This window comes from Erythrobacter sp. S267 (assembly GCF_057365045.1).
In genome coordinates, this window is the sequence record NZ_CP200298.1 from 1753567 (window position 1) to 1777629 (window position 24063).

The following is a 24063-nucleotide window of genomic DNA, read 5'->3' on the forward strand; positions in this document are numbered from 1 at the left end:
CGGGGCGCGCCTATTTGCGCCAGTGGACCACGTCGACCGCGCTCATCCCGCCCGGCCCTTCGCGAACCGCGACGACCAGCGCCTGATCGCGGCGCTCGGCGAAGATCTGCGCTTCGGGCTGCGCGTAGAGCGTGACATCAAAACGTGCGCGGTCGACCTTGGTAAAGTGGTACTCAATCGCGTCTTCCACGTTCACCGGAATAAGGTAGCGCACGACGCGCACGACGCAGGTTCCCACATCGACGCCGGCGGCCTGCTGCACCATGGCATGCGGCGGCAGCGAGGAAGTCGGCGGCATGCGTGTCGCCCAATTGAGGTCGTCCTCCAACCGATTGTTACAATCGCTGCGTGCACCGACTGCATCGACCATGGCGTCGGCATTTGCCTTGTCGATCAGGGCAAATTGGCTCGCATCCGATCCAGCGCCAGGCACCGGCGCAATTTGACCACCTTCGAGCAATTCCAGCCGCATCGCTTCGCGCGCGCGGGTTGAGGCTTCCTCATCCGCTTCAAACAGCGGCAGTGGATGGCCATCGCGGATCGCCATCACCGCATTGGCCTCACTGCGCCACGCAAGGTCAGGGTCGACCATCAGCGGATCGTTGAGAGCGCGCGCCAATTGCGGGTCTTGGGTGAGCACCTCTTGCGGCGCGTCCGCCTGCTCCTCATCGCATGCAGCCAGCATGGTGAGCGCAAGCGGCGCGAGGGCGGTGAGAGCCAGTGAGTTTGGACGACGCGTCATAAGCGACAAGCCTATGCCAGATTTCGGTTAATTTTCGCTATTCCAAATACACTTGGCGTAAATCCACATTGCCTCAACAAACTGAAGACGCCCCCTTGCCCCGCAAGCGAGACAAAAGAGCGTCTTCCACGGCTGGTGGGAGCCGCGCCCGGAGGCGCTGGTGGGAGCGCCCCAAGAGGGAGGTGGGACAAGCGAGCATGGGGTGGGAGGTCGCCGCTCGTCCGACTGTGCGTTCATTTATAGGGGAGGTAAACTGAACGGGGTGCAATCGAGCAAGTCGGCCTTCGTTCAGGTTTGTGCGGCTATATATGAATCTTAGCTTGAGCGGCTGAGACGGCCCGCTTGCGCCCATGGCTCATGCCCCCTAGGGGCGAGCGGCCCATGAACGCGCCCTCATCCACTTCCCAACAAGACAAACCCTCCGGCCTTCCCGCCGCTTTGGGTGCCTATCTGATTTGGGGCTTCCTGCCGCTCTACCTGATGCTGCTGCGCGAAGTGCCGCCGTTCGAATTTGTCGGCTGGCGGATCATCTGGACGCTGCCTTTCTGCCTGCTGATCATCGCTGTTCGCAAGCAGTTCGGCGCGCTGAAAGAGGCCCTCACGAACCCGCGTACGATGCTCGCTTTGCTGGCGAGCGCCTTGCTGATCGGGGCCAACTGGTTCGTCTATATCTGGGCGATCACCCAGAACTATGTCTATGCGACCAGCCTTGGCTACTACCTCAATCCGCTGCTCAACGTGTTGCTCGGCACTCTGCTGTTGGGCGAGCGTCTGTCGCGCTGGCAGTGGATCGCCGTAGCAATCGCGGGAAGCGCGGTGGCACTGCTGGCATCGGGCGCGTTGACGACCCTTTGGATCAGCCTCAGCCTGGCTCTCAGCTTCGGGCTCTATGGGATTGTACGTAAACAGGTTTCCGTTGGATCACTGCCCGGCCTTACCATCGAGACCCTGATCCTGATGCCCGTCGCTGCGGGAATTGTGATCTGGTATGCGGGCACGCCTGTGGGTTCGGCGTTCGGCAATGATCCGCAGCTCACAACGATCATGGTCTTCTCAGGCGTCGTGACCGCCATTCCGCTGCTGTTGTTCGCGATTGCGGCACGGCGGATGGATTATTCGACGCTGGGCTTCATCCAGTACATGGCGCCGACCATCGTCTTCTTCCTTGGCCTCACCGTGTTTGAGGAAGAGCTGAAACTGGCTCAGCTCGGCAGCTTCCTCCTGATCTGGACCGCAGTCGCGATCTTCGTCGCGGATATGTGGAAACGCTCACGCGAGACGAAAGCGCGAGAAGCAGCTGGGGCGGCCTAGCCCTCGAACGTCCAGCGCAGGGTCGATCCCCCCTGCCAAGGCACAATCTCTTCGCCCACCAGTTCGAGATATTCCGGCACAGGTTCGGGCGCGCGCCGCAGGGTCACCGTCTCCTCATTCACCGGCAGCTTGTAGAAGGCGGGTCCATGGAGCGAGGCAAAGCCCTCAAAACGCTCGAGCGCACCTTCCTCATCAAAGACGGTGATGTAGTTTTCAAGCGCATTGGGCGCGTTGAAGATGCCGGCACAACCGCAGGCGGTCTCCTTCATTTTGCGCAAATGCGGCGCGCTGTCGGTGCCGAGGAAGAACTTCCGGTTCCCGCTCGTCGCCGCTTTGCGCAGCGCCTGACGGTGCATCTCGCGCTTAGCGACGGGCAGGCAGTAATTGTGCGGCTGAATCCCGCCCACCAGCATCGCATTGCGATTGATCTGCAAGTGCTGCGGGGTGATTGTCGCGGCCACATTCGGCCCTTGCGACAGGACAAAATCGACCGCGTCTTTTGTCGTGATGTGTTCAAATACGACCCTAAGCTTCGGGAAATTCGCGATAATGTCACGCAGGTGCTGCTCGATAAACTCGGCCTCGCGGTCGAAGACGTCGATGTCGTCATCGGTCACCTCGCCGTGAATGCACAGGACGATATCCTCCGCCTCCATCCGCTCGAAGACCGGGTAAATCTTGCGCACATCGCTGACCCCGTGGGCGGAGTTCGTGGTTGCATTGGCGGGGTAGAGCTTGGCCGCGGTGAAGATGCCGTCCGCCGCGCCGCGCGCCAGATCATCCGGATCAGTCGCATCTGTAAGGTAGCAGGTCATCAGCGGGGTGAAGCTGACGCCCGCTGGCACCGCGGCGAGGATCCGCTCGCGATACTCCGCCGCCATTGCCGCCGTCGTCACCGGAGGGGCCAAGTTGGGCATCACGATCGCGCGCGCAAACTGCCTCGCCGTGTAGGGAACAACCCCGCGCATGATATCGCCGTCGCGAAAGTGGAGGTGCCAATCGTCAGGGCGGCGGATCGTCAGGCTGTCTGTCATCGCAAATCCCCTTAATCGGACACGACAGGGCTTTCCACCCCGCTCTTGCCGCAATAGAGGCCTTGGCCATGACAAAGATCGGATTTCTGGCCTGCGAGACGACCTTACCCGGTGCAGGCGAGCGGCGCGGCGATGCTTTTGAGCATGACCTGATGGTCGCCAATATTGAGCCTGCTTTGGCAGCGCGCGGAATGGAGCTGTGCGTAATCGACTGGGAGGCGCCAATGGAGGCGTTCTCAGGCGTCGATCTGGTGATGCTAGGCACGGCGTGGAACTACCAAGACAAGTCGGACGCCTTTCTCGACAAGCTCTCCGCGCTAGAAGCCGCCGGGGTCAAAGTGTGCAACCCGCCAGAAGTGGTCCGCTGGAACATCACCAAGACCTATCTGCGCGAGCTTGCCGATAGCGGCGCGGCCACCATCCCGACCCTTTGGCGCGAAACCGTGACGGCCAAGGGCGTCGCTGAGGCGATGGAGGTGTTCGAAACCGACCGCGTCGTCGTCAAACGCCAGATCGGCGCTGGCGCAGAGGGGCAAGAATTGATCCGCCGCAGCTCTCTGCCAGATGCCGAGTGGAGCTTCGGCCACGCCGCCATGCTGCAACCCTTCCTTCCCGCTATTGCAGAGGAAGGTGAGCTCAGCTTCATCTTCATCGACGGCGAGTTGAGCCATGCTTTGCGCAAAAAAGCGGCTGACGGCGAATACCGCATCCAGTCGCTCTATGGCGGGACGGAGAGCGTGCACGAAGCCTCGCCTGAGGAAGCCGCTGCGGCGAGCGCGATCATCGCCGCCCTCCCCTTCGACACGCCGCTCTATGCGCGGATCGACATGTTGCGGTCGGGTGATGCGCTGCTGCTTATGGAAGCCGAGCTGATCGAACCCTATCTCTACCCCAATGAAGGCCCGCAGCTGGGCGAGCGCCTGGCAGCTGCGATTGCGAAGAGGTTGAAAAAGTGAGCGCTAAGCACCTGAGCGACAGAGCGATTGTCCGCCTTGCCGCGACTGAACCGGGCGAAGATGTGCACGGCTTTCTGCAAGGCCTTGTCACCAATGACGTGTCGGGCGACCTGCCGGTCTATGCCGCGCTTCTGTCCGCGCAAGGCAAGGCGATGTTCGACTTTTTTGTCTGGGAGGGTTCGAACGGCGCGATCCTGCTCGACTGCGAGGCAAGCGTTGCCGCTGACCTTGCAAAGCGCCTCTCGCTCTACCGCCTGCGACGCAAAATCGACATTGCGGTGGATGAGACGTTGAGCGTTTTGTGGTCGACGGAAAGCTTCGAGGGGAGCGCCCCCGACCCGCGCCTCCCCGCGCTTGGCCACCGAGCGATCACTGCGCCGGCGGACGCTCCGACCGGAGACACAGACTACCGCGCCCACCGCCTCTCCCTCGGTGTGCCGGAAGGCGCAGGCGAGCTTGGCGACATCCTCTGGCTCGAAACCAACGCGGTGGAGCTGGGTGGCGTAAGCTTTGAGAAGGGCTGCTATATCGGGCAGGAAAACACCGCGCGGATGAACTGGCGGCAGAAGGTCAATCGGCGGCTGGTTGTGGTGCCCCTGGAACAGTCGCAAGAGAAACGCCGCAAGGCTGCCTATCCGGATCTCGGCCTAGCAGTGGATCACCTGCGCGTGTCCGACCTAGACCCCGCCGCCCTGCCCGAATGGCAGGCCACAGGGATCGCCGACTAGCTCAAGAGCCGTAATGCTCCGCCATCGAGGCTTCGAGGTTGGCAACCGCCCGCTTGCGCGCTGTATCGCGCGGCAGGCCTAGCGACTTTGCCAAAGCCGCCCCGATCAACGCATCACCCAGCGCCAGCAGGACAAGGCTAAGCGTATCCTTGTGCACATGCTGCGGGTCTGAGTGGAGATGTGCCTCTTCTGGAGCGACCTCATCCACCAGCTCGTGAATCGTCGTGATGATCGGATTGAGCGCGTCTTCGTTCCCCGTCAGCAGCATCCAACTGGTCAGTGCCCCCGCCCCTTCGCGGTCAAAGGCGTCGAAGGCCAGATCCACGACTTCTCCAGCCGAGCCCAGCCCCGCGCGGCTGGCACGCACGGCATCGATGATCGTCTCGCACACGGTCTTCGCCAAGTGCTCAGCCAACGCCTTTTGCAGGCCTGATGCGGAGCCAAAGTGGTGCAGCAGGTTCGCGTGCGTGCGCCCGATCCGGGACGACACGGCCTTGAGCGTCACCGATTGCGGACCGGTCTCGATCAGCAAGGCACGGGCAGCTTCCAGCGCGGAACTGCGGGCGTCTTCTGGGCTTAAGCGTTTGCGACTTGTCATCACCGACGAGGGTTAGTCGAAATGAATTGGAGCGACAAGCAAGCCGCACCAATCAATCACCTAGTGTCCTTTACCCTAGGCCGCTTTCGGGTTCGCCCATGCAACCTGAGAGGCCAGCTCCAGCGCATATTCCGCGGTGGGCGCTTTCTCGCCGCGCCCGCAAGAGTGACGTTCAATCACACGGCCCGTCGGTTCAAAGCCCAGCTTCTCCAGCACTTTGCCCGATGCTGGATTGTCGAGGAAGTGCGAGCCCATGACACGCGCGTAGCCCAGCGCCTGCGCAATCGACAGCACGGCCCGGCCCGCTTCGGTGGCATAGCCCTGCCCCCAATGCTGACGCGCGATCCAGTAGCCGATTTCGACGGCGTCGGTGTATTCGTCATCATTGATGTCGAGCCCGATGCAGCCAACAATACGCGCGTCCTGCGCACGAGTGATCAGGAAGCGCGGCTCATTCGCGGCGAGCTTGCGGGCGGTGAAGGCGCGCGCGTCCTCTTCGCTGTAAGGCCAAGGCGCACGTGCAAGATTGCGCACGACGCCTTCATCGGCGATGCCGTCGAGCACGCCTTGCCAGTCTTCGGGCCAGATCGGCCGCAGCAGCAGCCTTTCAGTGCGATGGAACATGCCTTTTCACTCCCAACAGGACTTGCCCCGCGTTGCTCCGCTAAGAGCAAATCGTGACAATCGCGTGGCGTTGAAATTAAATTTCGCCTGCCATGCGATGATCTGAGAGGGAGAAACGACGAGAGGGAGAGCGGCTCCCTGTTACCAGGAAAGCCCCATCTCCCTCTCGAGTGCCGATAGTATCGGCTAGGACCGTCCTGGTGGACGATCCTGTTCTTGGGTCGTCCGTTTATTCGGCTGCTTCCGCAATCATGTCTACCGAGACATATTTGCGGCCGAGCTTGCCCTTATGGAATCGGACAACGCCTTGTGCGGTTGCGAAAAGGGTGTGGTCCTTGCCCATGCCGACATTGGTGCCCGGATAGAACTTGGTGCCGCGCTGGCGCACGATGATGTTGCCGCCGATCACGTCCTGACCGCCGAACTTCTTCACACCAAGGCGACGACCAACTGAGTCGCGACCGTTACGCGATGAACCGCCTGCTTTTTTATGTGCCATGGGTCCTAGTCCTTACTTGTCTTCGGCTTTGGGCGCGGCTTTTTTAGCCGGAGCCTTCTTGGCCGGTGCTTTCTTGGCTGCGGGCTTCTTAGCGGCCGCAGCGGTCTTCGGAGCTGCCTTCTTGGCCGGAGCCTTGGCAGGAGCTTTCTTAGCCGCGGGCTTCTTGGCCGGTGCAGCCTTTGCTTCGGTTGCGGCTTCCTTCTTAGGAGCAGCTGCCTTCTTCGCAGGCGCTTTCTTAGCCGGAGCCTTCTTGCCCTCGCCCACGTCAGTGATGCGCAGAAGCGTCATTTGCTGACGATGACCAGCCTTGCGGCGGTAGTTGTGACGGCGACGCTTCTTGAAAACGACGACCTTTTCGCTCTTCGCTTGAGCGATGATTTCAGCCGAGACGCTCACCTTTGCAGCATCAGCGACCGAATCGCCTTCGCCTGCCAGCAGGACATCGTCCAAAGTGATCGTGTCGCCCGCTTCGCCAGCGAGCTTTTCAACGGCAATCTTGTCTCCGGCGGCAACTCGATATTGCTTGCCGCCCGTGCGCACTATCGCGAACATGGCTTAATACTCTCAATCTCGTGGCGGTCTGACTTAGCGCGCGGTCCGAGCCAATCAAACAGCGCGTCAATCAGACGATATTGCGGTGCTGCATAGTTGCAGCCCCGGAAAGAAGGGAGCCGTTAAGCGAAGAGGGGGATTAAGTCAACGGCTGAGACGGCGATATTGCAACACAAATGCCGATGTTGCAGCGAAGCAGCGAGCAGCCAGCCACCGGCCCATTGCACAGCTCTTTAACACAGCTTCCAAAGTCGCACCTGCACGAAATCACGTTTGCCGCTGGTCTGCATCATGCTAGGTCGCCAGTGGAATGGATCGGGAAATTGCCTCCACACGAAATTGGCCAAGGGCGCGCATGGCGAGCATGGGTGTCCCGCTGCTTGTCGCCATTTTGCTTTCTGGATGCGCGGCAGAGGCGGGCAAATACCCCTCGCTCGCCATTCGCGATGCCGAGCGGGTGAGCGGTACATTATCCGCTGCTGAGCCGAACGATAGCGCGCCTAGACCCGCTCTTTCGTCCGATGATCAGTCCAAGATCGCGAGCCTATGGCGGCTGGCCAATGCGGTGCATGACCAGTTTCGTGCTGAGAGCAGCGACGTTGCAGCCATCATCCGCGCTTCCCGAGCGCAGGGAGCGAGCGAGGACAGCCGTTCGCGCGCTCTGGTGGCGCTGGCAGGGCTCTCAGGCCTGCGATCCGAGACTGTCCAGGCCCTTGCCCAACTCGATCAGTTGGAAGCAGAGGCCGCGCCGGTCTTCACCCCCATTCAGGACATTCAGACCGCGCAAACCGCAATTGCCATGATGGTCGACGAACAAGACGAAACACTGGATCGCCTCTCAGCCGAGTTGGAACAATGAACGAAACCTGCGCCGCCTGCCCCGTTCGCGAGACCGCCGCCTGCGCCGTCCTGACCGAAGACGAACGCGATGCGCTGGCCGCTGCTGGCCGCACGCGCGTGCTCAAGCGCGGTGAAATGCTGTTTGCTGCAGGCGATGACCAGGCCGCCTGCGCCACATTGGTGTCGGGAGCGCTGAAAGTCGCGGCGTTTGATGCCGATGGCAATGAGCAGATCCTGTCCCTCGTCCACCCGTCCGGCTTTATCGGAGAGCTGTTCGCTCCTTTCGCGCATCATGATGTGGTCGCGCTCACAGAAAGCCAATTGTGCACCTTTGCACGCCAAGACATTGACCGCGCGATTGAGGATTACCCTGCTTTGGCCCGAGCGCTGCTGCGTCGCAGTCAGGAAGACCTGCTTGCCACGCGCAACCTGTTGGAGCTGACCGCCCATGCCAGCGCTGAGGCTCGGCTTGCTGCCCTCCTCCACGATTTCGCTGCGGCTGCAAGCAATTCGTCCTGCCATCTGGCCTCTGAATTCGAGCTGCCGCTAACGCGCGGAGAGATCGCCAATATGCTGGGCCTGACGATTGAGACGGTCAGCCGAAAATTGGGTGAGTTGGAAGATATGGGCGCCATCATGCGCAAAGGGAAACGCGGGATCGAACTGGTCGACCCCGCGCTTCTTCGTGATATTTCGGGGCGCTAGACCCCGCTAGCACCCCTTGGGGATCCCTACCCAAAACTCCTCAAGTGACGGTCGCCACAATCACCGCGATGGCCACGCCCCAGGCAACGATCAGAACCGGCAAAGTCAGCACCTGAATAGCCGCATCCTTTGAAGTGAGCCGCCCGGTGTTGGTCATGATCCCTTCCAGATCAAGCTTGCCCATAGTCATCGGCTTGCTGGTGTTTCCTTTGAGCTTTGTGAACAGCGCGGGGATGCCAAAGCCTGCGACGATGAACAGCGCGAAGATCGTCAACGGAATAGCCAGCCCCGGATTGCCGAAAGCCATCGCCATAACCCCGATGAAAGCCAGATAGCACCCGACGGTCACACCGTAGAGCGCATTGGGCAGGCCAAAGCTTCGGTCAATCGCGGGTTGGCTGGGCTTGGACACCCCAACTGGCGCTTCAACAATGCGCGCTTTACCGCGAGCGATTTGGTCTTGAACTAGCTGGCTCATGCCTTGTCTCCTTTGTCGCAAGGAGAATTACTAAGGTGATTTCGACGCTTCCTTGATCCAGATCAAACAGCAGGATTTTTCTCGTTCCAGCGCGCCAGATCGGCATGGTCTGCAGCGCGCGGTTCGATCCAGTGCCACTCGCCAGACCGTTTCTCACGCTTCCAGAACCATGCGGCACTCTTCAAATGGTCCATGCAGAAATCAACCGCCTGGATGGCATCGCGGCGATGGCGAGCAGCAGCGGCAACCAGCACGATTGGATCGCCCGGATGCATCAGGCCGATGCGGTGGATCATGATGAGCCCGATCAGGTCAAAGCGCCGCTCCGCGCGCGTCGCCAGCGCCTCCATCTCAGGCAGAGTGAGCGGTTCGTAGTGCGACAGCTCCAGCGCTTCGACACCGCCTGTGGCGCGAACCTGCCCCAGAAAGCTCGCAATGCCGCCTGCGTCGGGCGTCTTCTTGGCAAGGGCGCTTACAGCCGCTTCCGGGTCGAGAGGCGCAACTGCCAAGCGAATCTCGCGCATGGAACCTACCCTCCTGAAACCGGCGGTAGGAGGGCGACCTCGTCCCCATCTTGCGCGCTCAGAGTGGTCTTGTCGCTCAACACCTTGCCGCCGCACGCCACATTGACGCGTTCTTCTTGAAGCTGGGCTGCGACTTCAGCCCCAACCGCCTCAAGCAAGCCTGCCCAAGTCAGTGGCGCTGCGACCTCGCGGCTCTGCTCACCCGCCATATCCTGCAGGGGACCAAGGAACAGGATTGTCACTGCCATTGTCGACTAGCCTCCCGTCATCGACATATGCCGCTCGACCGCAGGCTCAGCGCCGCGCTGGTCCATGCGGAAATGGTGCCGCTCAGGCTTGATCATCATGGCCTGGTCGAGCGCTTTGGTGAGGTTTTGCTCAGGCGAATCGGAGCGCAAAGCGGCGCGCAGGTCCACGCGCTCCGAGCCTCCAAGGCAGGGATAGAGCTGCCCGGTTGCGGTCACCCGCAACCGGTTGCAACCATCGCAAAAATTATGCGTGTGCGGGGTGATGAGGCCCAACCTGCCTCCCGTCTCAGAAATATCGACATAGCGCGCAGGGCCACCGGTAACGTGACCACTGTCGGTCAGCGTCCAGCGCTGCTCCAAACGCGCGCGCACCTGGTCGAGCGGGAGATATTGGTCGAGCCGCTCCTCCTCCACATCGCCCAGCGGCATCACTTCGATCAGGGTCACATCGTGGCCTTGGGCATGCCCCCAAGCGATGAGGTCGGGCAGCTCATCCTCGTTCACGCCCTTGAGTGCGACGGCATTCAGTTTGACCTTGAGCCCAGCCTCTTTCGCCGCCGCGATCCCCTCCAGCACTTGCGGCAGAGCATCGCGCCGGGTCAGCTCGGCAAAGCGCGCGCGGTCCAGCGTGTCGAGTGAGACATTGACCCGCTGCACGCCTGCTTTGGCCAGATCGTCAGCATGCTGCGCCAATTGCGTCGCGTTGGTGGTGAGGGTCAGTTCCTCCAGACCGTTGCCCATCCGCTTCCCGAGAGCATTGAACAGGTCGATAATGTCACGCCTGACCAGCGGCTCCCCGCCGGTGATCCGCAGCTTGGTCACGCCGCGGTCAATGAACCCGCTGGCGAGGTCGTAGAGCTCCTCCAGCGTCAGCACTTCCCGCTTGGGCAGGAAGGTCATCTTCTCCGGCATGCAATAGGTGCAGCGCAAATCGCAGCGATCGGTGACGGAGAGGCGTAGGTAGGAAATGCGGCGTTGGAAGGCGTCGACCAATGGCTTGCGCCCTGCGCTCGCCCCGTCTTTGGCGATGTCGATCCGGTCCGGCGTCCGCAGTTCACTCATGCGTGTGAAGATAGTGGCCCGTTACGCCGGGCGCACCCTCTAAATAGTTGAGCAGCGTATCAAGCGCCTCACCCGGCTCGCCCGCTGCGATATTGACCCGCTTGGGCGTAAATTCGCGCGCCAAGTCCCGCGCCAAGGCGCGTCGCCAATCGGCATGGTCGGGCCCAGCGGCCGGAAGAATGAGGGTGAGCGCCTCCACTCCGTCGTCTGCAAGAGCGGACCGAACCGAACCAAGCCCGTCGCCCATCGCCTGCGCATGCGCTTCAAGCGGGCTTTCCGGCAACGCCCCGATAGTAAGAGTGGAATGCGACGCCTCGGCCATCAAACCGCCGGGCGGTCGCGGTGCATGGTGATGCCGATCTGCTCATTGCCTTCCGCAATGGCGAGCTTCACGATCTTGACCGTCACGCCCTTGACCCGCGCATCCTGCACAAACAGCGTCTCGCAGATATGGTCCGCCACCGCTTCGATCAGCTTGAAATGGACGCCTTTGGGCAGGCCTTCGCTGGCGGCGTGCTTTAGGTCCATGTAGTTCTTGCTCGCCTCCAGCGGCGTGTCCGGCTCGTAGCGGTCGGCAATCTCGTATTGCGCCTGCACAGTGATGCGCAGCGGCTGGGGCTTGCCGGTTTCCTCTGAGTAGATGCCAGTGAGGACATCCACTTCGAGATCAGCAACCTCAAGAATAAGCGAATCGGTCATAATCGTCCCTGTTAAACTCGCGGGCCGCTTTAGCCCGGATTGCTCCACCGCGCGAAGATCGCTGTGGGCAGGAGGCGACCGCCCTCGCCTTCTTCGCGCACGGCAAGATCGCCATGTTCGATCTGGCCGGGTAGGTCACCCAGCGCTTCTTCGAGCAAGCCAGCAATCGCGAGGCTGCTCATCCGCACGGCATAGACGGTGAGGAACAGGAAGGCGCTCTTGTCATCGAGCAGTTTCGCGCAGTCGCCGATCAGGCCGGGGAGGCCTTCTTCCAGACGCCACGTCTCATTCTTGGGTCCGCGCCCGAATTTGGGCGGGTCGAGGATGATCCCATCATAGCGCCGCTCTCGCCGAACCTCGCGCGCAGCAAACTTCGCCGCATCGTCGACCAGCCAACGGATCGGGCGATCCTCCATGCCGGACAGCGCCGCATTGTCGCGGGCCTGTGCGACCGACTTTTTCGATGCATCAACATGCGTCACGCGGCCATGATCGCTCAGCGCCAGTGAGCCGAGACCGGTATAGCCAAACATGTTGAGCGTCTCTGCGTCGGTCCGTCCTTCAAGCTGCCCACGCATCCAGTCCCATACGGGCGCCATGTCGGGGAAGAATTGCAGGTGGCGGAAAGGCGTCGGCTGAGCGGTGAAGCGCACGTCGTTCCAACCTAGCTCCCACCCGTCGGGCACGTCCGGCGTCAGGTTCCAGCGCCCTCCGCCATCTTCGTCCGAGCCGGGCACGAACTCGCCATCGGCTGCCCAATCGTTGAGGCGCGGTTGCCACATGGCTTGGGGTTCCGGGCGGATGAAGGAGTGCGGACCGAACGCTTCAAACTTGCGCCCCGCTCCGCTGTCGAGCAAGCGGTACGCGTCCCATCCGGCGCACTCCATCACCAGCGGTTGCTGGATGAGGCTAGCCATCAGCTGGCCGAAGGAACCGCATTGGCGAGGACGAAGGTGCGTGACGCTTCGTAATCGCCAGCAAGCTCCTCGAACGCTTCTTCACGCCCGAACAGATCGCCGACGCGGGCGGGCAGCGATGGCCGCACGCCGACGGCCCGCTCCACGGCGTCGCGGAATTTGGCGGGGTGCGCGGTGGCGAGGGTGACGATGGGCGTTCCAGCAGGGATGCCTTCCGCATTCAGCGCTGCGTGCAGGCCGACGCCTGTGTGCGGGTCGATGACTTGGTCCGCGTGGGCGTGCGCCCATTGCAGTGCCTTTGTCGTCTCTGTCTGATCACACCGCCCGCTGGAGAAGAGCGCGGAGGCCCCCTCCCGCTGAGCATTGGTGAGCTGCATTCCCTGCGCCGCCTCAAACCCGCGCATCTGCTCAGCCATGGCGGCACCATCGCGGCCTCCGCAATCGAACAGCAGGCGTTCGAAGTTCGAGCTGACCTGAATGTCCATCGACGGGGTGATCGTGGGAGTGACTCCGCCCGCCGAATAATCCCCGCTCGAAAGCGCGCGGTGGAGGATGTCGTTGACATTGGTGGCGACGATCAGCCGCTCTATCGGCAGGCCCATCTTGGCCGCGACATAGCCTGCAAAGACGTCTCCGAAATTGCCGGTTGGCACGCTGTAAGCGACTTTGCGATCCGGCGCGCCGAGTTGGAGCGCGGAATAAAAGTAATAGACCACCTGCGCCATCAGCCGCGCCCAGTTGATCGAGTTCACCGCACCAAGGTTGAGCGTGCCCGTCACGCTCTCATCAGCGAACATCGCCTTCACATGGCGCTGCGCATCGTCGAAGCTGCCGTCAATCGCGATGTTGTAGACGTTTGGTGCGCGCACCGTCGTCATCTGGCGGCGCTGTACGTCGCTGACCCGGCCGCTGGGGTGGAGCATGAATATCTCAACCCGCTCTCTCCCAGCCACCGCATTGATCGCGGCCGAACCCGTATCGCCGCTGGTCGCGCCCACGATAGTGAGGCGTTCTCCGCGCCGCTCCAAGAACGTCTCAAACAGATGGCCCAGCATCTGAAGCGCCACGTCCTTGAACGCCAGCGTCGGCCCGTGGAACAGCTCCAGCAACCAATGCTCTTCATTAAGCTGGACGAGCGGCGCAACGGCGGCATGCCCGAAATCGCCATAGACTGTCTCGCACAGACCCTCGAGCTCATCATCGGTCAGAGAACCGGCCACAAATGGCTTCATGATCCGCGCGGCGAGCGCTGCATAGGACAGCCCGCGCAGCTCGCGGATTTCTGCCTCACTCATGCGCGGCCACTCGCTTGGCAGGTACAGCCCGCCATCGCTGGCGAGACCAGCCAGTGTGGCGCCTTCGAAATCGAGTGTTGGCGCGGAGCCTCTGGTGGAGATGTATTCCATATCGACGAAGCGGTTAGCGGGGTGCGCGGGCCGGGGCAAGCAAGGGAGGCTTGTCCATGCCCTAATCCCGCTTTGCAAACCGCGAACGCACCGCAATGAAATAGATCACCAGGGCCGTGAGCGCGAAGAAGAACCACTGCACTGCATAAGACAAGTGGTTGTTGGGCAAGTCGCCGGGGTCGGGCTTTGCAAGCGGATAAAGGCCGTCCGCGACCGGGTCTGCAACCAGCCTAGGCCCCGGCGCGATGATGCCCGACACTGTGCCAGTGGCCGTAGTCCAATCCTCGTCGCCGAGTGTCTGCGTAAAGCCAAGATCGACAAGGATCGGTTCGGCACTGCCAGATATTTGGCAATCAGCGCGGATCGTCCAACCCTTCGCACCGTTCGCAGCAGTGCCGGATACGGGCGCGACATTGCTTACCTCGTTGCACGTCACTGTGGAGCGGCGGAACCACAACTCCTCGCCTTCGTCGGTGGTCGGGAAGTCGACCTCTTCCGTTTCGGTCTCGGCGGCTTCATAGAGCGCGATCAGAGCCGCCTTCTCCTCCGCCCGGCCCAATTGCCATATGCCGAGCGATACCATGATCGCAGCGGCAGCGAGGACGAGAATTGTCGGGATTATAGGAAACCGGCTCATTCAGCGTCCTCCTTGCGCCGCTCGTAGGCGGCGTAAAGCAAGGTCGTCTTGAACAATCGCAGCGAGAATATGACCACGCCAATCGTCACCGGAGCCCAGAATGCTGCTTGCAACCACAAGGGCGGGCGCAAGGTGGCTTCCACGGCATAGGCGGCGATGATGAGCAGGATCGCGATGAAAGCCGTGAGCACGCCCGCAAAGCGCCCTCCCCGCTCAAGCTCGCCCAGGTCCAGCCCGCAATTCTCGCATGTGAGCGCAACCCGCGCCGGCGCTTCGAACAACGTCCGCTCGCCACATTGCGGGCAGAAACCCAAAAGGGCAGCCCGGAGCAAACCGGACTGCCCTTTCGATTTCTCAGGACCGTGGTCCCCACTCATCAGTGGTAGACAGCGCCCCAGCCGCCCCAGACATAGACGGCGATGAAGAGGAACAGCCACACGACATCGACGAAGTGCCAGTACCACGCTGCGGCTTCAAAGCCGAAGTGCTGGCGCTGCGTGAAGTGGCCGATATAGGCGCGATAGAGGCACACGGCGAGGAAGATGGTGCCGATCAACACGTGGAAGCCGTGGAAGCCGGTCGCCATATAGAAGGCGCTCGAATAGGTGTTCCCGCCAAAGCCGAACGGCGCGATAGCATATTCGTAAGCCTGGATGCCACTGAACAGCACGCCCAGAGCAATCGTCGCCCACAGACCCTGCTTCAGACCTTCGCGATCACCGTGGATCAGCGCGTGGTGCGCCCAGGTCACCGTGGTGCCTGAGCACAGCAGGATGATCGTGTTGAGCAGCGGCAGGCTGAACGGATTCAGGACTTCCATGCCTTGCGGAATGAAATCCGCTGCGGGCATATCTGTGCCGCCAACCAGCTGGTTGAGATTCTCCGTCGTTCCCGCAGCCGCATCATAGGCGAGCGGATCAGGGAACAGCGCGAAGTCAAAGAAGCTCCAGAACCAGCCAACGAAGAACATCACCTCAGAGGCGATGAACAGGATCATGCCGTAACGCATGTGAAGCTGGACAACCGGCGTGTGATCGCCGCGCTGGGCTTCGATCACGACGTTGCGGAACCACATGAAGAAGGTCGCGATCAGGCCCATCAGGCCCAGACCCAGCACAACCGGCCAGAAGGTGTAGGTGCCTGCGGCCTCTGCCGTCGCCGGAGTGTGGTGCATGTAGAACACCATTCCGGTCGTGAAGGTCAGCGCCGACATGGATCCGACCAGCGGCCAGATATCCGGGTCCAGAATGTGATAGTCGTGGTTTACATTGCCAGCCATAGTGGTCGTTCCCGTCCCTAAAGAGATCGATTTATTGCGAGCGGTCTAGAGCGCCTGATACGGGCTCTGTTGCGCGGTGAAAAGTGTAACTCAGAGTAATCTGTTCAACGTCAGCGATCACGTCGTCCTCAAGGATCGCCGGGTCGACATAATAGAGCACGGGCATGGTCACTTCTTGGCCCGGTGCCAGCGTCTGCTCGGTAAAGCAGAAGCATTGGATCTTGTGAAAATACGCGCCCGCCTGCGCCGGTTCGACATTGAAGGTCGCGGTGCCAGTGATCGGCTGCGAGGTCAGGTTACGCGCTTTGTAGGTTGCGATGTCGCGCTCACCAATGCGGACCGTGTCGGTGGCCTGCGTGGGGACAAACTCCCAAGGCATGTCGCGCGCCATGGACGCATCAAAGCGGATCGAGATTTCGCGGTTCACTCCGGCCGCAGCAGCTGCGTTGGCCTCAGCCTCGCTCGCCACTTGAGTGGTCCCGCCAAAGCCGGTCACGCGGCAGAACAGATCGTAGAGCGGCACCGCCGCATAGCCCAATCCCAACATCGCGAGTGCGCCTAGAATCGCCAACGCGCCGGTCTGCGCGTTCTTGCGATTTGTCTCCGCGTCGAAAGTGGTGGTCGGGCTCGTCATGAGGCGTCCCCGATCCGCACGATGGTGATCGCGTAGAACAGGACGACGAAGAACAGCAGCGTTCCGCCGACAACCCAATTGCGTGCCTTTTGGCGGCGCTTGGCTTCGGCCTTTTCGTCCTCAGGCGTCATGCTGCGCCCCCGGCGAGAATGCCCGGCCCAATGAGGCCATTGGCCGCCAGCAAGCGGTCAGCGACCAAGGCCGCGAACAGGATGAAGAGGTAATAGATGCTGAACTTGAACAGCGTCTTCTCAGCCGTCATCTGCGCATCGCCGATCCGCACTTCCTTTGACACCGGTAGAGCAAGCAGGAGGAACAGAGCGGAAAGCACGGCAGCGACAGAGCCATAGACCCAGCTCGTCCCGCCAATCAGCCATGGCGCGAGCGCGACGGGGGCAAGCAGGACGGTGTAGGCGAGGATCTGGCGGCGGGTCGATTTCTCGCCCTTAACCACCGGCATCATCGGGATACCGACATTGGCGTAATCGGTCTTCACAAACAGCGCAAGCGCCCAAAAGTGCGGAGGCGTCCACATAAAGATGATCGCGAAGAGCAGGATCGGCATAGCGGTCAGCTCGCCCGTCACAGCGACCCATCCGATCAGCGGCGGAAAGGCGCCAGAGCCTCCACCGATGACGATGTTCTGCGGCGTGCGCGGCTTCAGCCACATTGTGTAGATGACGGCGTAATAGATAATCGCAGCCAACAGCAGGCCAGCGGCGAGCCAGCCAATCGCGACGCCCATCACAAAGACCGAAACGGCTGAGAGGAAAACACCAAAGTCGCGCGCATCCTCGCGCCGCATCCGGCCACCGGGCAGCGGGCGATTAGCGGTGCGCTTCATGCCAGCGTCAAGGTCGGCTTCCCACCAGTGGTTCAGCGCGGCAGACCCGCCAGCGCCCATCGCAATCGCGAGGATCGCGGTGAAGCCCAGCACCGGGTGGATGCTGCCAGGGGCCGCAAGCAGCCCGCAGATCGCAGTGAAGATCACCAGCGTCATCACACGCGGCTTCGTCAGCGTGAAGAAGTCGCGCCATTCGGTCGGCAGGGGGGCTGCCTTGGCTTGCGGCTTCTGCGCGGTGGAAGTGATGTCTGCGGTCTGGTTCATTGTCTTGTCTTGTGGCGAGAGCGCACCGTCATGGCGCGCCCTCCCCCTTTGTCTCAATCTCTACCCCGGTCCGGGGCTACCACTCGCTCAGGCCGAAGCTGGGCGGTGATCGTGGTAATCGTGATGATCCTCGATCACGGGGAGCGTTTCGAACTGGTGGTATGGCGGCGGGCTCGGCAGCGTCCACTCGAGAGTGGTTGCCCCTTCACCCCATGGGTTCGCCTCAGCCTTCTTGCCTGCGAGGAATGCGTAGGCGAGGTTGATGAAGAACAGCACCATAGAGGCAGCCATGATGATGTAGCCGATCGAGCTGATCTGGTGCCAATAGGTGAACGCCTCAGCATAGTCCGGATAGCGGCGCGGCATGCCCTGCATCCCCAGGAAGTGCTGCGGGAAGAAGATCACGTTCACGCCGATGAAGAACGTCCAGAAATGGATGTGCGACAGCAGCTCTGAGTGCATGCGTCCGCTCATCTTCGGGAACCAGTAATAGAAACCGGCAAACAGCGAGAACACAGCGCCCATCGACAGCACGTAGTGGAAGTGCGCCACCACGTAGTAGGTGTCGTGCAGATTGTCGTCGATGCCCCCATTGGCGAGCACAACGCCGGTCACACCGCCCACGGTGAACAGGAAGATGAAGCCCATCGACCAGACCATCGGCGATTTGAATTCGAGGCTGCCGCCCCACATCGTCGCGATCCAGCTGAAGATCTTCACACCGGTCGGCACCGCGATGACCATGGTCGCTGCGGTGAAGTACATCTTCGTGTTCACGTCGAGGCCGACCGTATACATGTGGTGCGCCCACACGACGAAGCCGACAACACCAATTGCGACCATGGCATAGGCCATGCCGAGATAGCCGAAGACCGGCTTACGGCTGAAGGTTGCAACGATCTGGCTAATCATGCCGAAGCCCGGCAGGATCATGATGTAAACCTCTGGGTGACCAAAGAACCAGAACAGGTGCTGGTAGAGAACAGGGTCACCGCCACCGGCCGGATCGAAGAAGGTCGTGCCAAAGTTACGGTCAGTCAGCAGCATGGTGATCGCAGCCGCCAGAACCGGCAGAGCGAGCAGCAGCAGGAAGGCCGTGACCAGCACCGACCACACGAACAGCGGCATCTTGTGCAGGGTCATGCCCGGTGCGCGCATGTTGAAGATGGTGGTGATGAAGTTGGTCGCACCCAGGATCGAGCCTGCGCCCGCCAAGTGCAATGAGAAAATCGCAAAGTCGACCGCTGGCCCCGGAGAGCCCGTCGTCGAGAGCGGTGCATAGACCGTCCAGCCAACGCCTGCACCCGGACCCGCGCTACCCGGCACGAACAGCGACATGCACAGGCTCAGGAAACCGGCAACGGTCAGCCAGAAGGAAATGTTGTTCATCCGCGGGAACGCCATATCCGGCGCGCCGATCATCAGCGGCACAAACCAGTTACCAAAGCCGCCAATCATCGCGGGCATAACCATGAAGAAGACCATGATCAGACCGTGCGCGGTGATGAAGACGTTCCACATGTGGAGCGCCTGGTTCAGGTCATCGCCCTCACCGCCCATGAATTCAGCCCACCAGTAAAGGTGTTGAATGCCCGGCTCAGCAAGCTCAAGACGCATAATCCCGGACATTGCGCCGCCCACGATCCCCGCGATGATCGCGAAGATCAGGTACATCGATCCGATGTCCTTGTGGTTGGTCGACATGAACCACCGGGCGAAAAAGCCCGGCTTGTGGTCCGCATGATCGTGATCGTGGTCCCCGCCGGTACCGGCGGTCGGAGCGAAATCGTCTGCGGTGGTTGCCATGGTCTTGCGTCTCTTCAGTTCAATTGAATTCGTTTACGATTTCAGCCGTGCCAATTCAGGCAGCGGCCTCTTCAGTGGCTTCGGCATCCTCAGTGGTGGCTTCCTCAGCCACTTCCTCTGCGCCCGGCAGGGTCCCGCCCTGCTCAAGCACCCAGGCTTCAAACTCTTCCATCGGAAGCGCCTCAACCGCGATCGGCATATAGCCGTGACGCGAGCCGCACAGCTCAGAACACTGGCCGTAATAAACGCCAGGCTCTTCGATGGTGAGCAGACGCTCATTCAAGCGGCCCGGTACAGCGTCCTGCTTGAACCACAGCGACGGAACAGCAAAAGCATGGATCACGTCAGCAGCGGTGGTCTGAATGCGGAGCGGAACACCGGCCGGCACAACCATGCGGTTGTCGACAGCCATCTGGTAAAGGCCAAGCTCAGCCTCCCCGGTCGCCTCAGCCTCTTCCATGGTCAGCATGTTCGAAATCACTTCGACGTCGTGATCGGGATACTCATAACCCCAATACCACTGATAGCCGACCGCTTTGACCGTAATTGCATCAGCGGGCGGCGTTTCATATTGGCGCGCCAGCAGAGTGATCGAAGGCACCGCAATCACCACCAGGATGATCACCGGAACGATCGTCCACACCACTTCGATCAGAGTGTTGTGAGTCGTCTTCGAAGGCTCTGGGTTCACGCCGCGACGGAACTTCACAACGACATAAAGCAGCAGGAACAACACGAACAGGCTGATGACAGTGATGACCGGCATCAGGATGTAATCGTGCATGCTGAGCGCATAGGCACCGTCGGCGGTGTATTGATCCTGGAAGGTCATGCTCTTCCAGAACGCGCCGTCTGAATCGCCACGCGGATCGGTCGGCATGCCTTTATCTGCGGTCGGCGCCATCGGCACGTAACCGCCCGTGGTCGCCTCTGCGGTGGCCTCGGTCGCGTTAGCTGGAGCAGCCTCAGCCGCCTCCTGTGCCTGCGCAGAGGTTGGCGCAAACGCCAAAGTAAGAGCTGCAAACGCTGCCATCAGCGCCACATATGCGTGCTTCATGCGGGCAAGTCCCTGACCCATAATCGTGCCTAATCGGTTCAAAATTTTAATCCCATTTCCGCACCTGCGTCTCTCGATCCGTAGATCACTCAGGCTCGGTTCAACAGCAGAGTTTCCTCCACTTTCGCTGGTCCCCTTAGCCGCGCTTGCCCAGTGCCTCAAGCGCTTCTAGGGAGAAAATTATGCAAGCCGGAATGATGCACGCGCAACCGCCGGTCTTTTTTGAACACTGCCCCAGCATGGAAGGGACCGTCCAGACCTATGAGCACCAGCGAAATTATCCCCCATTCTGTTGACGAAGTGCTGGCCGAATTCCGGGCTTCCGGCGCTTTATTGGAGGGGCACTTCAAGCTCTCTTCGGGGCGCCATAGTGGGCACTACCTACAATGCGCGCGGGTGCTGATGAACCCGGCGCGCGCTGGTCGGCTGGCGCAAGGTGTCGTCGATGGCATCCCGGCGGACATTGTTGAGGCGGTGGACGTCGTCGTCTCGCCCGCGATGGGCGGCATTATCATAGGGCAAGAAATCGCCCGCGTGCTGGGCAAGGATCACATGTTCCTCGAGCGGCCCGAGGGCACCTTCCACCTGCGCCGCGGATTCGCTCTGGAGCCGGGCGCGAAGGTGCTGATGGTCGAAGATGTCGTCACCACCGGCCTCTCTAGCCGCGAAGCAATCGCAGCCGTGGTGCGCGCAGGCGGCGAAGTGATCGCGGAATGCTCATTGATCGACCGCAGCGAAGGCTCCGCCGATTTGGGCGTGCCTTTCTTCCCGCTCGCAGCGTTTAACTTCCCAACCTATGCCGAGGATGAAATCCCGGAAGGGTTGGCGAGCGTAGCTGTGACCAAACCGGGAAGCAGGAAAGAGTAGATACCCGAATGACTCATCGCTTGCGGCCCCAAAGACTCAGACTGGGCGTCAACATCGACCACGTCGCCACCATCCGCAACGCACGCGGCGGCGATCACCCCGATCCCGTGCGCGCGGCGGAGATTGTGGCGAGTGTTGGCGGCGATGGGATCACCGCTCACCTGCGTGAAGACCGCCGGCATATCCGTGACGAGGACTTGGCGCGCATTCAGGAAGCCACCGACCTGCCGCTCAATCTGGAGATGGCCGCGACGCAGGAGATGCTGGAGATCGCTCTGCGTCACAAGCCACACGCCGCCTGCATCGTCCCGGAAAAGCGCGAGGAGCGCACGACCGAGGGCGGTCTGGACGCGGCAGGACTTCACAACACGCTTGCACCGATTGTCGATCAATTGCGCGAGGCAGGCATTCGCGTGTCGCTGTTTATCGAGGCAAGCGAGCGCCAACTGGACGCAAGCCTTCGCCTGGGCGTGCCGGTGGTGGAGTTCCACACCGGCGAATACGCCCACGCGATCCTTGATGGAGACAGCGAGCGCGTCGCCTCCGAACTCAAACGCATCAGCGACATGGCCGCTCTTGCTGCAAAGAACGGGATCGAGCCGCATGCCGGCCACGGCCTGACCTTTGACAACGTCACGCCCATCGCCGCCATCCCGCAAATCGCAGAGCTGAATATCGGACACTATCTGATCGGAGAGGCTATCTTCTCCGGCTTGGAACCCGCAATCCGCCGCATGCGTGAATTGATGGATGAGGCCAGGGGATGGGAAGGCGAATAGTGGCCGCTGAAGACCTCCCTGAACTCGAACCAGCACAAAAACGCTGGGCCGGCGCGGCGGCGGTGCTGTTTCTGCTCGCCATCGGGTTTCTTGGTTTCTCGATCAATACGGGCGTGCTGATGCCGTTTGCGATTGGCTGGGTGGCGTTGCAGATTTTCGGCTATGTCGGTTCGCTCAAAATGGCCAAGGGCGACTTCGCGCATCCCTTGTTCAAATCCCAAGTGTTCCTGCATGTGATGGCGCTGGGGCTGTTGGCGCTGACAATTGCGAGGGCCACATGAAGCTCGGCGCGGACGAGAAGTTGCGCGAAGCTGCCTTGCGGCAATGGTATACCGGTCAAATGGTTTTCGCCGTCTGGGTCGTGCTGATGCTTGTGATGCCATTGCTGTGGGGATGGGACCAAGGCTTCCTGCAATATCTGCAAGGTCTCGTAATCACAGTCGCCCCTGTCGCACTCATGATCGAGATTATGCGCCGGATCTTGAACCGGCAGGTATCCGATAACCTATGCAAGTGGATCTGGCAGAAATGATCATCGGTCTCGGCTCTGACCTGTGCAATATTGAGCGCATCGGCAATTCGCTTGCCCGTTATGGCGAGCGTTTCGAGAACCGCGTCTTCACCGAGGTCGAGCGCGCCAAGGCACGGCGCCGCCCCTTCACCATCGCTGGCACCTACGCCAAACGCTTCGCCGCCAAGGAGGCGTTTAGCAAGGCGGTGGGCACGGGTTTCCGGCGCGGTGTCTTCATGAAGGATATCGGCGTGGTCAACGCACCCAGCGGCGCTCCGACGCTGGCCTTGGAGGGTGGCGCTGCAAAGCGGCTTGAAGAAATGATCCCGCCGGGCCATGAGGCGCATATTCATCTTACCCTAACCGACGATCACCCATGGGCGCAGGCCTTCGTTATCATCGAAGCCACGCCCAAGCCCTGACGTCACCAGCAGCGAAGCACACCATTGAGCATCCCCGAAAACACCCCCTCTTCTACCGACAAATCGGATTCGCCGGATAACGAGACGGCGGTGCTGGAAGCCGCTGCCAATGCGGAGATCGCAGCCAAGGAAGAGGACGAGAAGATCAACTGGTTCGCAGAAATTCGCGGGCTGGCGATCATGCTGCTTGCCGTCCTCGCGTTCCACAGCCTCGTCGCCAAGCCGTTCTACATTCCCTCCACTTCGATGATGCCGACCCTACATGTCGGCGACCGGCTGGTGGTGAGCAAGTATCCCTATGGCTGGTCCTGGGCCTCGGCCAGTTTCCACCTGCTGCCGCGCGGTGAATGGCGCGTATTTGGCTCAACCCCCGAATATGGCGACATCGTCATCCCGGTCCATCCGAACAACGATATCGACTATATCAAGCGCGTCGTTGCTCTGCCCGGAGACACGATTGAGGTTGCCGATGGCCGGATCATCCTGAACGGCACGCCGATCCACCGTGAAGTGGTGCCGCCGGTTCGCATTCCGCTCGAGCCTGACCTGCTTTGTGAGGGCAAGCCGTGCCTCGATTCCTTTGGCAATCACCGCTTCCGCGATGCCGATGGCACCGTCTATTTTGAGCCGCCCACTTTCCGCGAAACCCTGCCCAATGGCGCGACCTATCTGGTCATCGACCATTGCGACCAGTCGGCGATCTATGAGCGGGACAACCCCTGCTATGCCACGTCCGTGGGTGAGGATCTCGACAATTTCGGCCCTTATGATGTGCCCGAAGGCCATGTGTTCGTGATGGGCGACAACCGCGACAACAGCGCTGACAGCCGTGCACGGGCTGAGGCGAGCGGGCTGGGTTATGGCATCCCGCTCGAAAATATTGGCGGACGCGCTGAATTCATCACTTTCTCGCTCGACGGGTCATCCACCTGGAACCCGTTCAGCTGGTTCTCCGCTATGCGCGGCGATCGGGCCTGGACCACCCTGCGCCCCGCTCTGGCCGAGGGTGAGGACGGCGCGGCGGCGGACGAATAGGCACA

General features: G+C 61.2%; 33 protein-coding genes. 11 read left to right on the top strand and 22 right to left on the bottom strand.

Annotation, left to right across the window (positions count from 1 at the left end; genetic code table 11):
• Nucleotides 1-10: 10 nt before the first annotated feature.
• On the bottom strand, nucleotides 11-742 hold the full coding sequence (locus tag AC0V6X_RS08210; protein ID WP_486184082.1) for a hypothetical protein: 732 nt from the start codon (nucleotides 740-742) through the stop codon (nucleotides 11-13).
• 381 nt (nucleotides 743-1123) lie between these two features.
• Between AC0V6X_RS08210 and rarD the strand changes: the two genes are divergently transcribed.
• Nucleotides 1124-2053 carry an EamA family transporter RarD gene (gene rarD, locus AC0V6X_RS08215; protein WP_486184083.1) on the top strand — a complete coding sequence of 310 codons (930 nt, stop codon included), beginning with the start codon at nucleotides 1124-1126 and terminating at the stop codon, nucleotides 2051-2053.
• Here the strand turns inward: rarD and pyrC are convergent.
• Nucleotides 2050-3087: a dihydroorotase gene (pyrC, locus tag AC0V6X_RS08220; RefSeq protein WP_486184084.1), complete on the bottom strand. Its 1038-nt coding sequence runs from the start codon at nucleotides 3085-3087 to the stop codon at nucleotides 2050-2052. The two genes, rarD and pyrC, sit on opposite strands and share 4 nt — an antisense overlap.
• Nucleotides 3088-3155: 68 nt before the next feature.
• Here pyrC and AC0V6X_RS08225 point away from each other — a divergent pair, with 68 nt between their 5' ends.
• On the top strand, nucleotides 3156-4043 hold the full coding sequence (locus AC0V6X_RS08225; protein WP_486184085.1) for an ATP-grasp domain-containing protein: 888 nt from the start codon (nucleotides 3156-3158) through the stop codon (nucleotides 4041-4043).
• Entirely contained in the window at nucleotides 4040-4771 is a 732-nt protein-coding gene (ygfZ, locus tag AC0V6X_RS08230) for a CAF17-like 4Fe-4S cluster assembly/insertion protein YgfZ (protein ID WP_486184086.1), read from the top strand. The genes AC0V6X_RS08225 and ygfZ overlap by 4 nt, the downstream gene beginning before the upstream one ends.
• Before the next feature lies 1 nt (nucleotide 4772).
• Here the strand turns inward: ygfZ and AC0V6X_RS08235 are convergent, their stop codons facing one another.
• The 4 genes from AC0V6X_RS08235 to rplU form a co-directional block, all read right to left on the bottom strand.
• Nucleotides 4773-5369 (bottom strand): TetR/AcrR family transcriptional regulator, encoded by a 597-nt coding sequence (locus AC0V6X_RS08235; protein ID WP_486184087.1) that lies wholly within the window; start codon nucleotides 5367-5369, stop codon nucleotides 4773-4775.
• Nucleotides 5370-5444: 75 nt separating this feature from the next.
• Entirely contained in the window at nucleotides 5445-5993 is a 549-nt protein-coding gene (locus AC0V6X_RS08240; RefSeq protein WP_486184088.1) for a GNAT family N-acetyltransferase, read from the bottom strand.
• Between the two features lie 229 nt (nucleotides 5994-6222).
• Nucleotides 6223-6492, bottom strand: coding sequence for a 50S ribosomal protein L27 (gene rpmA / locus AC0V6X_RS08245; RefSeq protein ID WP_486184089.1), 270 nt, complete (start codon nucleotides 6490-6492; stop codon nucleotides 6223-6225).
• A gap of 12 nt (nucleotides 6493-6504) precedes the next feature.
• The gene (gene rplU, locus AC0V6X_RS08250) at nucleotides 6505-7044 is read right to left on the bottom strand and encodes a 50S ribosomal protein L21 (protein ID WP_486184090.1); all 540 of its coding nucleotides are present in this window, start codon (nucleotides 7042-7044) and stop codon (nucleotides 6505-6507) included.
• A gap of 355 nt (nucleotides 7045-7399) precedes the next feature.
• Here rplU and AC0V6X_RS08255 point away from each other — a divergent pair, with 355 nt between their 5' ends.
• Nucleotides 7400-7903 carry a hypothetical protein gene (locus AC0V6X_RS08255; RefSeq protein ID WP_486184091.1) on the top strand — a complete coding sequence of 168 codons (504 nt, stop codon included), beginning with the start codon at nucleotides 7400-7402 and terminating at the stop codon, nucleotides 7901-7903.
• Nucleotides 7900-8589 (top strand): Crp/Fnr family transcriptional regulator, encoded by a 690-nt coding sequence (locus AC0V6X_RS08260; RefSeq protein WP_486184092.1) that lies wholly within the window; start codon nucleotides 7900-7902, stop codon nucleotides 8587-8589. The genes AC0V6X_RS08255 and AC0V6X_RS08260 overlap by 4 nt, the downstream gene beginning before the upstream one ends.
• 40 nt (nucleotides 8590-8629) lie before the next feature.
• Here the strand turns inward: AC0V6X_RS08260 and AC0V6X_RS08265 are convergent, their stop codons facing one another.
• The 16 genes from AC0V6X_RS08265 to coxB all read right to left on the bottom strand — a co-directional run bounded on the left by AC0V6X_RS08265 (nucleotide 8630) and on the right by coxB (nucleotide 20444).
• Nucleotides 8630-9067, bottom strand: a complete 438-nt coding sequence (locus tag AC0V6X_RS08265) for a hypothetical protein (RefSeq protein WP_486184093.1) — start codon at nucleotides 9065-9067, stop codon at nucleotides 8630-8632.
• 62 nt (nucleotides 9068-9129) lie between these two features.
• The gene (locus AC0V6X_RS08270; RefSeq protein WP_486184094.1) at nucleotides 9130-9591 is read right to left on the bottom strand and encodes a molybdenum cofactor biosynthesis protein MoaE; all 462 of its coding nucleotides are present in this window, start codon (nucleotides 9589-9591) and stop codon (nucleotides 9130-9132) included.
• A gap of 5 nt (nucleotides 9592-9596) precedes the next feature.
• Entirely contained in the window at nucleotides 9597-9839 is a 243-nt protein-coding gene (locus AC0V6X_RS08275) for a MoaD/ThiS family protein (protein ID WP_486184095.1), read from the bottom strand.
• A 6-nt stretch (nucleotides 9840-9845) separates the two neighbouring features.
• A complete protein-coding gene (gene moaA / locus AC0V6X_RS08280; protein ID WP_486184096.1) occupies nucleotides 9846-10901 on the bottom strand; it encodes a GTP 3',8-cyclase MoaA in 1056 nt (351 codons plus the stop codon).
• The gene (locus AC0V6X_RS08285; protein ID WP_486184097.1) at nucleotides 10894-11223 is read right to left on the bottom strand and encodes a Rossmann fold domain-containing protein; all 330 of its coding nucleotides are present in this window, start codon (nucleotides 11221-11223) and stop codon (nucleotides 10894-10896) included. The genes moaA and AC0V6X_RS08285 overlap by 8 nt, the downstream gene beginning before the upstream one ends.
• Nucleotides 11223-11600 (bottom strand): dihydroneopterin aldolase, encoded by a 378-nt coding sequence (locus tag AC0V6X_RS08290; protein WP_486184098.1) that lies wholly within the window; start codon nucleotides 11598-11600, stop codon nucleotides 11223-11225. The genes AC0V6X_RS08285 and AC0V6X_RS08290 overlap by 1 nt, the downstream gene beginning before the upstream one ends.
• 29 nt (nucleotides 11601-11629) lie before the next feature.
• Complete coding sequence (locus tag AC0V6X_RS08295; RefSeq protein WP_486184099.1) at nucleotides 11630-12517, bottom strand: class I SAM-dependent methyltransferase; 888 nt, start codon at nucleotides 12515-12517, stop codon at nucleotides 11630-11632.
• Complete coding sequence (gene thrC / locus AC0V6X_RS08300) at nucleotides 12517-13923, bottom strand: threonine synthase (RefSeq protein WP_486185542.1); 1407 nt, start codon at nucleotides 13921-13923, stop codon at nucleotides 12517-12519. The genes AC0V6X_RS08295 and thrC overlap by 1 nt, the downstream gene beginning before the upstream one ends.
• Nucleotides 13924-13984: 61 nt before the next feature.
• Nucleotides 13985-14560, bottom strand: coding sequence for an SURF1 family cytochrome oxidase biogenesis protein (locus AC0V6X_RS08305; protein WP_486184100.1), 576 nt, complete (start codon nucleotides 14558-14560; stop codon nucleotides 13985-13987).
• On the bottom strand, nucleotides 14557-14841 hold the full coding sequence (locus tag AC0V6X_RS08310; protein WP_486184101.1) for a DUF983 domain-containing protein: 285 nt from the start codon (nucleotides 14839-14841) through the stop codon (nucleotides 14557-14559). Before AC0V6X_RS08310 ends, AC0V6X_RS08305 begins: the two co-directional genes overlap by 4 nt.
• Before the next feature lie 95 nt (nucleotides 14842-14936).
• A complete protein-coding gene (locus AC0V6X_RS08315) occupies nucleotides 14937-15839 on the bottom strand; it encodes a cytochrome c oxidase subunit 3 (protein WP_486184102.1) in 903 nt (300 codons plus the stop codon).
• Between the two features lie 31 nt (nucleotides 15840-15870).
• A complete protein-coding gene (locus AC0V6X_RS08320; protein WP_486184103.1) occupies nucleotides 15871-16473 on the bottom strand; it encodes a cytochrome c oxidase assembly protein in 603 nt (200 codons plus the stop codon).
• Nucleotides 16470-16604, bottom strand: coding sequence for a hypothetical protein (locus tag AC0V6X_RS08325; RefSeq protein ID WP_486184104.1), 135 nt, complete (start codon nucleotides 16602-16604; stop codon nucleotides 16470-16472). The genes AC0V6X_RS08320 and AC0V6X_RS08325 overlap by 4 nt, the downstream gene beginning before the upstream one ends.
• Nucleotides 16601-17581: a heme o synthase gene (locus AC0V6X_RS08330; RefSeq protein WP_486184105.1), complete on the bottom strand. Its 981-nt coding sequence runs from the start codon at nucleotides 17579-17581 to the stop codon at nucleotides 16601-16603. Before AC0V6X_RS08330 ends, AC0V6X_RS08325 begins: the two co-directional genes overlap by 4 nt.
• Nucleotides 17582-17668: 87 nt before the next feature.
• Complete coding sequence (gene ctaD, locus AC0V6X_RS08335) at nucleotides 17669-19387, bottom strand: cytochrome c oxidase subunit I (RefSeq protein ID WP_486184106.1); 1719 nt, start codon at nucleotides 19385-19387, stop codon at nucleotides 17669-17671.
• Nucleotides 19388-19442: 55 nt separating this feature from the next.
• Nucleotides 19443-20444 carry a cytochrome c oxidase subunit II gene (coxB, locus tag AC0V6X_RS08340; protein ID WP_486184107.1) on the bottom strand — a complete coding sequence of 334 codons (1002 nt, stop codon included), beginning with the start codon at nucleotides 20442-20444 and terminating at the stop codon, nucleotides 19443-19445.
• A 261-nt stretch (nucleotides 20445-20705) separates the two neighbouring features.
• Between coxB and pyrE the strand changes: the two genes are divergently transcribed.
• The 6 genes from pyrE (at nucleotide 20706) to lepB (ending at nucleotide 24058) form a co-directional block, all read left to right on the top strand.
• Nucleotides 20706-21311: an orotate phosphoribosyltransferase gene (pyrE, locus tag AC0V6X_RS08345; RefSeq protein WP_486184108.1), complete on the top strand. Its 606-nt coding sequence runs from the start codon at nucleotides 20706-20708 to the stop codon at nucleotides 21309-21311.
• A gap of 8 nt (nucleotides 21312-21319) precedes the next feature.
• Nucleotides 21320-22090: a pyridoxine 5'-phosphate synthase gene (locus AC0V6X_RS08350; RefSeq protein WP_486184109.1), complete on the top strand. Its 771-nt coding sequence runs from the start codon at nucleotides 21320-21322 to the stop codon at nucleotides 22088-22090.
• Nucleotides 22090-22371, top strand: a complete 282-nt coding sequence (locus AC0V6X_RS08355) for a pyridoxal phosphate biosynthetic protein (protein WP_486184110.1) — start codon at nucleotides 22090-22092, stop codon at nucleotides 22369-22371. The genes AC0V6X_RS08350 and AC0V6X_RS08355 overlap by 1 nt, the downstream gene beginning before the upstream one ends.
• Nucleotides 22368-22622 (top strand): hypothetical protein, encoded by a 255-nt coding sequence (locus AC0V6X_RS08360; protein ID WP_486184111.1) that lies wholly within the window; start codon nucleotides 22368-22370, stop codon nucleotides 22620-22622. Before AC0V6X_RS08355 ends, AC0V6X_RS08360 begins: the two co-directional genes overlap by 4 nt.
• Nucleotides 22619-23023: a holo-ACP synthase gene (gene acpS / locus AC0V6X_RS08365; RefSeq protein ID WP_486184112.1), complete on the top strand. Its 405-nt coding sequence runs from the start codon at nucleotides 22619-22621 to the stop codon at nucleotides 23021-23023. Before AC0V6X_RS08360 ends, acpS begins: the two co-directional genes overlap by 4 nt.
• Before the next feature lie 93 nt (nucleotides 23024-23116).
• Nucleotides 23117-24058 carry a signal peptidase I gene (lepB, locus tag AC0V6X_RS08370; RefSeq protein ID WP_486185543.1) on the top strand — a complete coding sequence of 314 codons (942 nt, stop codon included), beginning with the start codon at nucleotides 23117-23119 and terminating at the stop codon, nucleotides 24056-24058.
• The last annotated feature ends 5 nt before the right edge of the window (nucleotides 24059-24063 follow it).

What these genes read in the sequence shown, in the direction of transcription:
- AC0V6X_RS08305 (WP_486184100.1), bottom strand. Translation starts at nt 14,560, where the DNA reads ATGAGCCGGTTTCCTATAATCCCGACAATTCTCGTCCTCGCTGCCGCT.
- moaA (WP_486184096.1), bottom strand. Translation starts at nt 10,901, where the DNA reads ATGAGTGAACTGCGGACGCCGGACCGGATCGACATCGCCAAAGACGGG.
- AC0V6X_RS08285 (WP_486184097.1), bottom strand. Translation starts at nt 11,223, where the DNA reads ATGGCCGAGGCGTCGCATTCCACTCTTACTATCGGGGCGTTGCCGGAA.
- AC0V6X_RS08325 (WP_486184104.1), bottom strand. Translation starts at nt 16,604, where the DNA reads ATGACGCCTGAGGACGAAAAGGCCGAAGCCAAGCGCCGCCAAAAGGCA.
- AC0V6X_RS08320 (WP_486184103.1), bottom strand. Translation starts at nt 16,473, where the DNA reads ATGACGAGCCCGACCACCACTTTCGACGCGGAGACAAATCGCAAGAAC.
- AC0V6X_RS08235 (WP_486184087.1), bottom strand. Translation starts at nt 5,369, where the DNA reads ATGACAAGTCGCAAACGCTTAAGCCCAGAAGACGCCCGCAGTTCCGCG.
- AC0V6X_RS08295 (WP_486184099.1), bottom strand. Translation starts at nt 12,517, where the DNA reads ATGGCTAGCCTCATCCAGCAACCGCTGGTGATGGAGTGCGCCGGATGG.
- thrC (WP_486185542.1), bottom strand. Translation starts at nt 13,923, where the DNA reads ATGGAATACATCTCCACCAGAGGCTCCGCGCCAACACTCGATTTCGAA.
- AC0V6X_RS08290 (WP_486184098.1), bottom strand. Translation starts at nt 11,600, where the DNA reads ATGACCGATTCGCTTATTCTTGAGGTTGCTGATCTCGAAGTGGATGTC.
- pyrE (WP_486184108.1), top strand. Translation starts at nt 20,706, where the DNA reads ATGAGCACCAGCGAAATTATCCCCCATTCTGTTGACGAAGTGCTGGCC.
- rarD (WP_486184083.1), top strand. Translation starts at nt 1,124, where the DNA reads ATGAACGCGCCCTCATCCACTTCCCAACAAGACAAACCCTCCGGCCTT.
- rpmA (WP_486184089.1), bottom strand. Translation starts at nt 6,492, where the DNA reads ATGGCACATAAAAAAGCAGGCGGTTCATCGCGTAACGGTCGCGACTCA.
- AC0V6X_RS08210 (WP_486184082.1), bottom strand. Translation starts at nt 742, where the DNA reads ATGACGCGTCGTCCAAACTCACTGGCTCTCACCGCCCTCGCGCCGCTT.
- AC0V6X_RS08255 (WP_486184091.1), top strand. Translation starts at nt 7,400, where the DNA reads ATGGCGAGCATGGGTGTCCCGCTGCTTGTCGCCATTTTGCTTTCTGGA.
- acpS (WP_486184112.1), top strand. Translation starts at nt 22,619, where the DNA reads ATGATCATCGGTCTCGGCTCTGACCTGTGCAATATTGAGCGCATCGGC.
- AC0V6X_RS08360 (WP_486184111.1), top strand. Translation starts at nt 22,368, where the DNA reads ATGAAGCTCGGCGCGGACGAGAAGTTGCGCGAAGCTGCCTTGCGGCAA.
- ctaD (WP_486184106.1), bottom strand. Translation starts at nt 19,387, where the DNA reads ATGGCAACCACCGCAGACGATTTCGCTCCGACCGCCGGTACCGGCGGG.
- coxB (WP_486184107.1), bottom strand. Translation starts at nt 20,444, where the DNA reads ATGAAGCACGCATATGTGGCGCTGATGGCAGCGTTTGCAGCTCTTACT.
- AC0V6X_RS08270 (WP_486184094.1), bottom strand. Translation starts at nt 9,591, where the DNA reads ATGCGCGAGATTCGCTTGGCAGTTGCGCCTCTCGACCCGGAAGCGGCT.
- AC0V6X_RS08315 (WP_486184102.1), bottom strand. Translation starts at nt 15,839, where the DNA reads ATGGCTGGCAATGTAAACCACGACTATCACATTCTGGACCCGGATATC.
- AC0V6X_RS08275 (WP_486184095.1), bottom strand. Translation starts at nt 9,839, where the DNA reads ATGGCAGTGACAATCCTGTTCCTTGGTCCCCTGCAGGATATGGCGGGT.
- AC0V6X_RS08240 (WP_486184088.1), bottom strand. Translation starts at nt 5,993, where the DNA reads ATGTTCCATCGCACTGAAAGGCTGCTGCTGCGGCCGATCTGGCCCGAA.
- rplU (WP_486184090.1), bottom strand. Translation starts at nt 7,044, where the DNA reads ATGTTCGCGATAGTGCGCACGGGCGGCAAGCAATATCGAGTTGCCGCC.
- AC0V6X_RS08260 (WP_486184092.1), top strand. Translation starts at nt 7,900, where the DNA reads ATGAACGAAACCTGCGCCGCCTGCCCCGTTCGCGAGACCGCCGCCTGC.
- AC0V6X_RS08350 (WP_486184109.1), top strand. Translation starts at nt 21,320, where the DNA reads ATGACTCATCGCTTGCGGCCCCAAAGACTCAGACTGGGCGTCAACATC.
- AC0V6X_RS08225 (WP_486184085.1), top strand. Translation starts at nt 3,156, where the DNA reads ATGACAAAGATCGGATTTCTGGCCTGCGAGACGACCTTACCCGGTGCA.
- pyrC (WP_486184084.1), bottom strand. Translation starts at nt 3,087, where the DNA reads ATGACAGACAGCCTGACGATCCGCCGCCCTGACGATTGGCACCTCCAC.
- AC0V6X_RS08330 (WP_486184105.1), bottom strand. Translation starts at nt 17,581, where the DNA reads ATGAACCAGACCGCAGACATCACTTCCACCGCGCAGAAGCCGCAAGCC.
- AC0V6X_RS08265 (WP_486184093.1), bottom strand. Translation starts at nt 9,067, where the DNA reads ATGAGCCAGCTAGTTCAAGACCAAATCGCTCGCGGTAAAGCGCGCATT.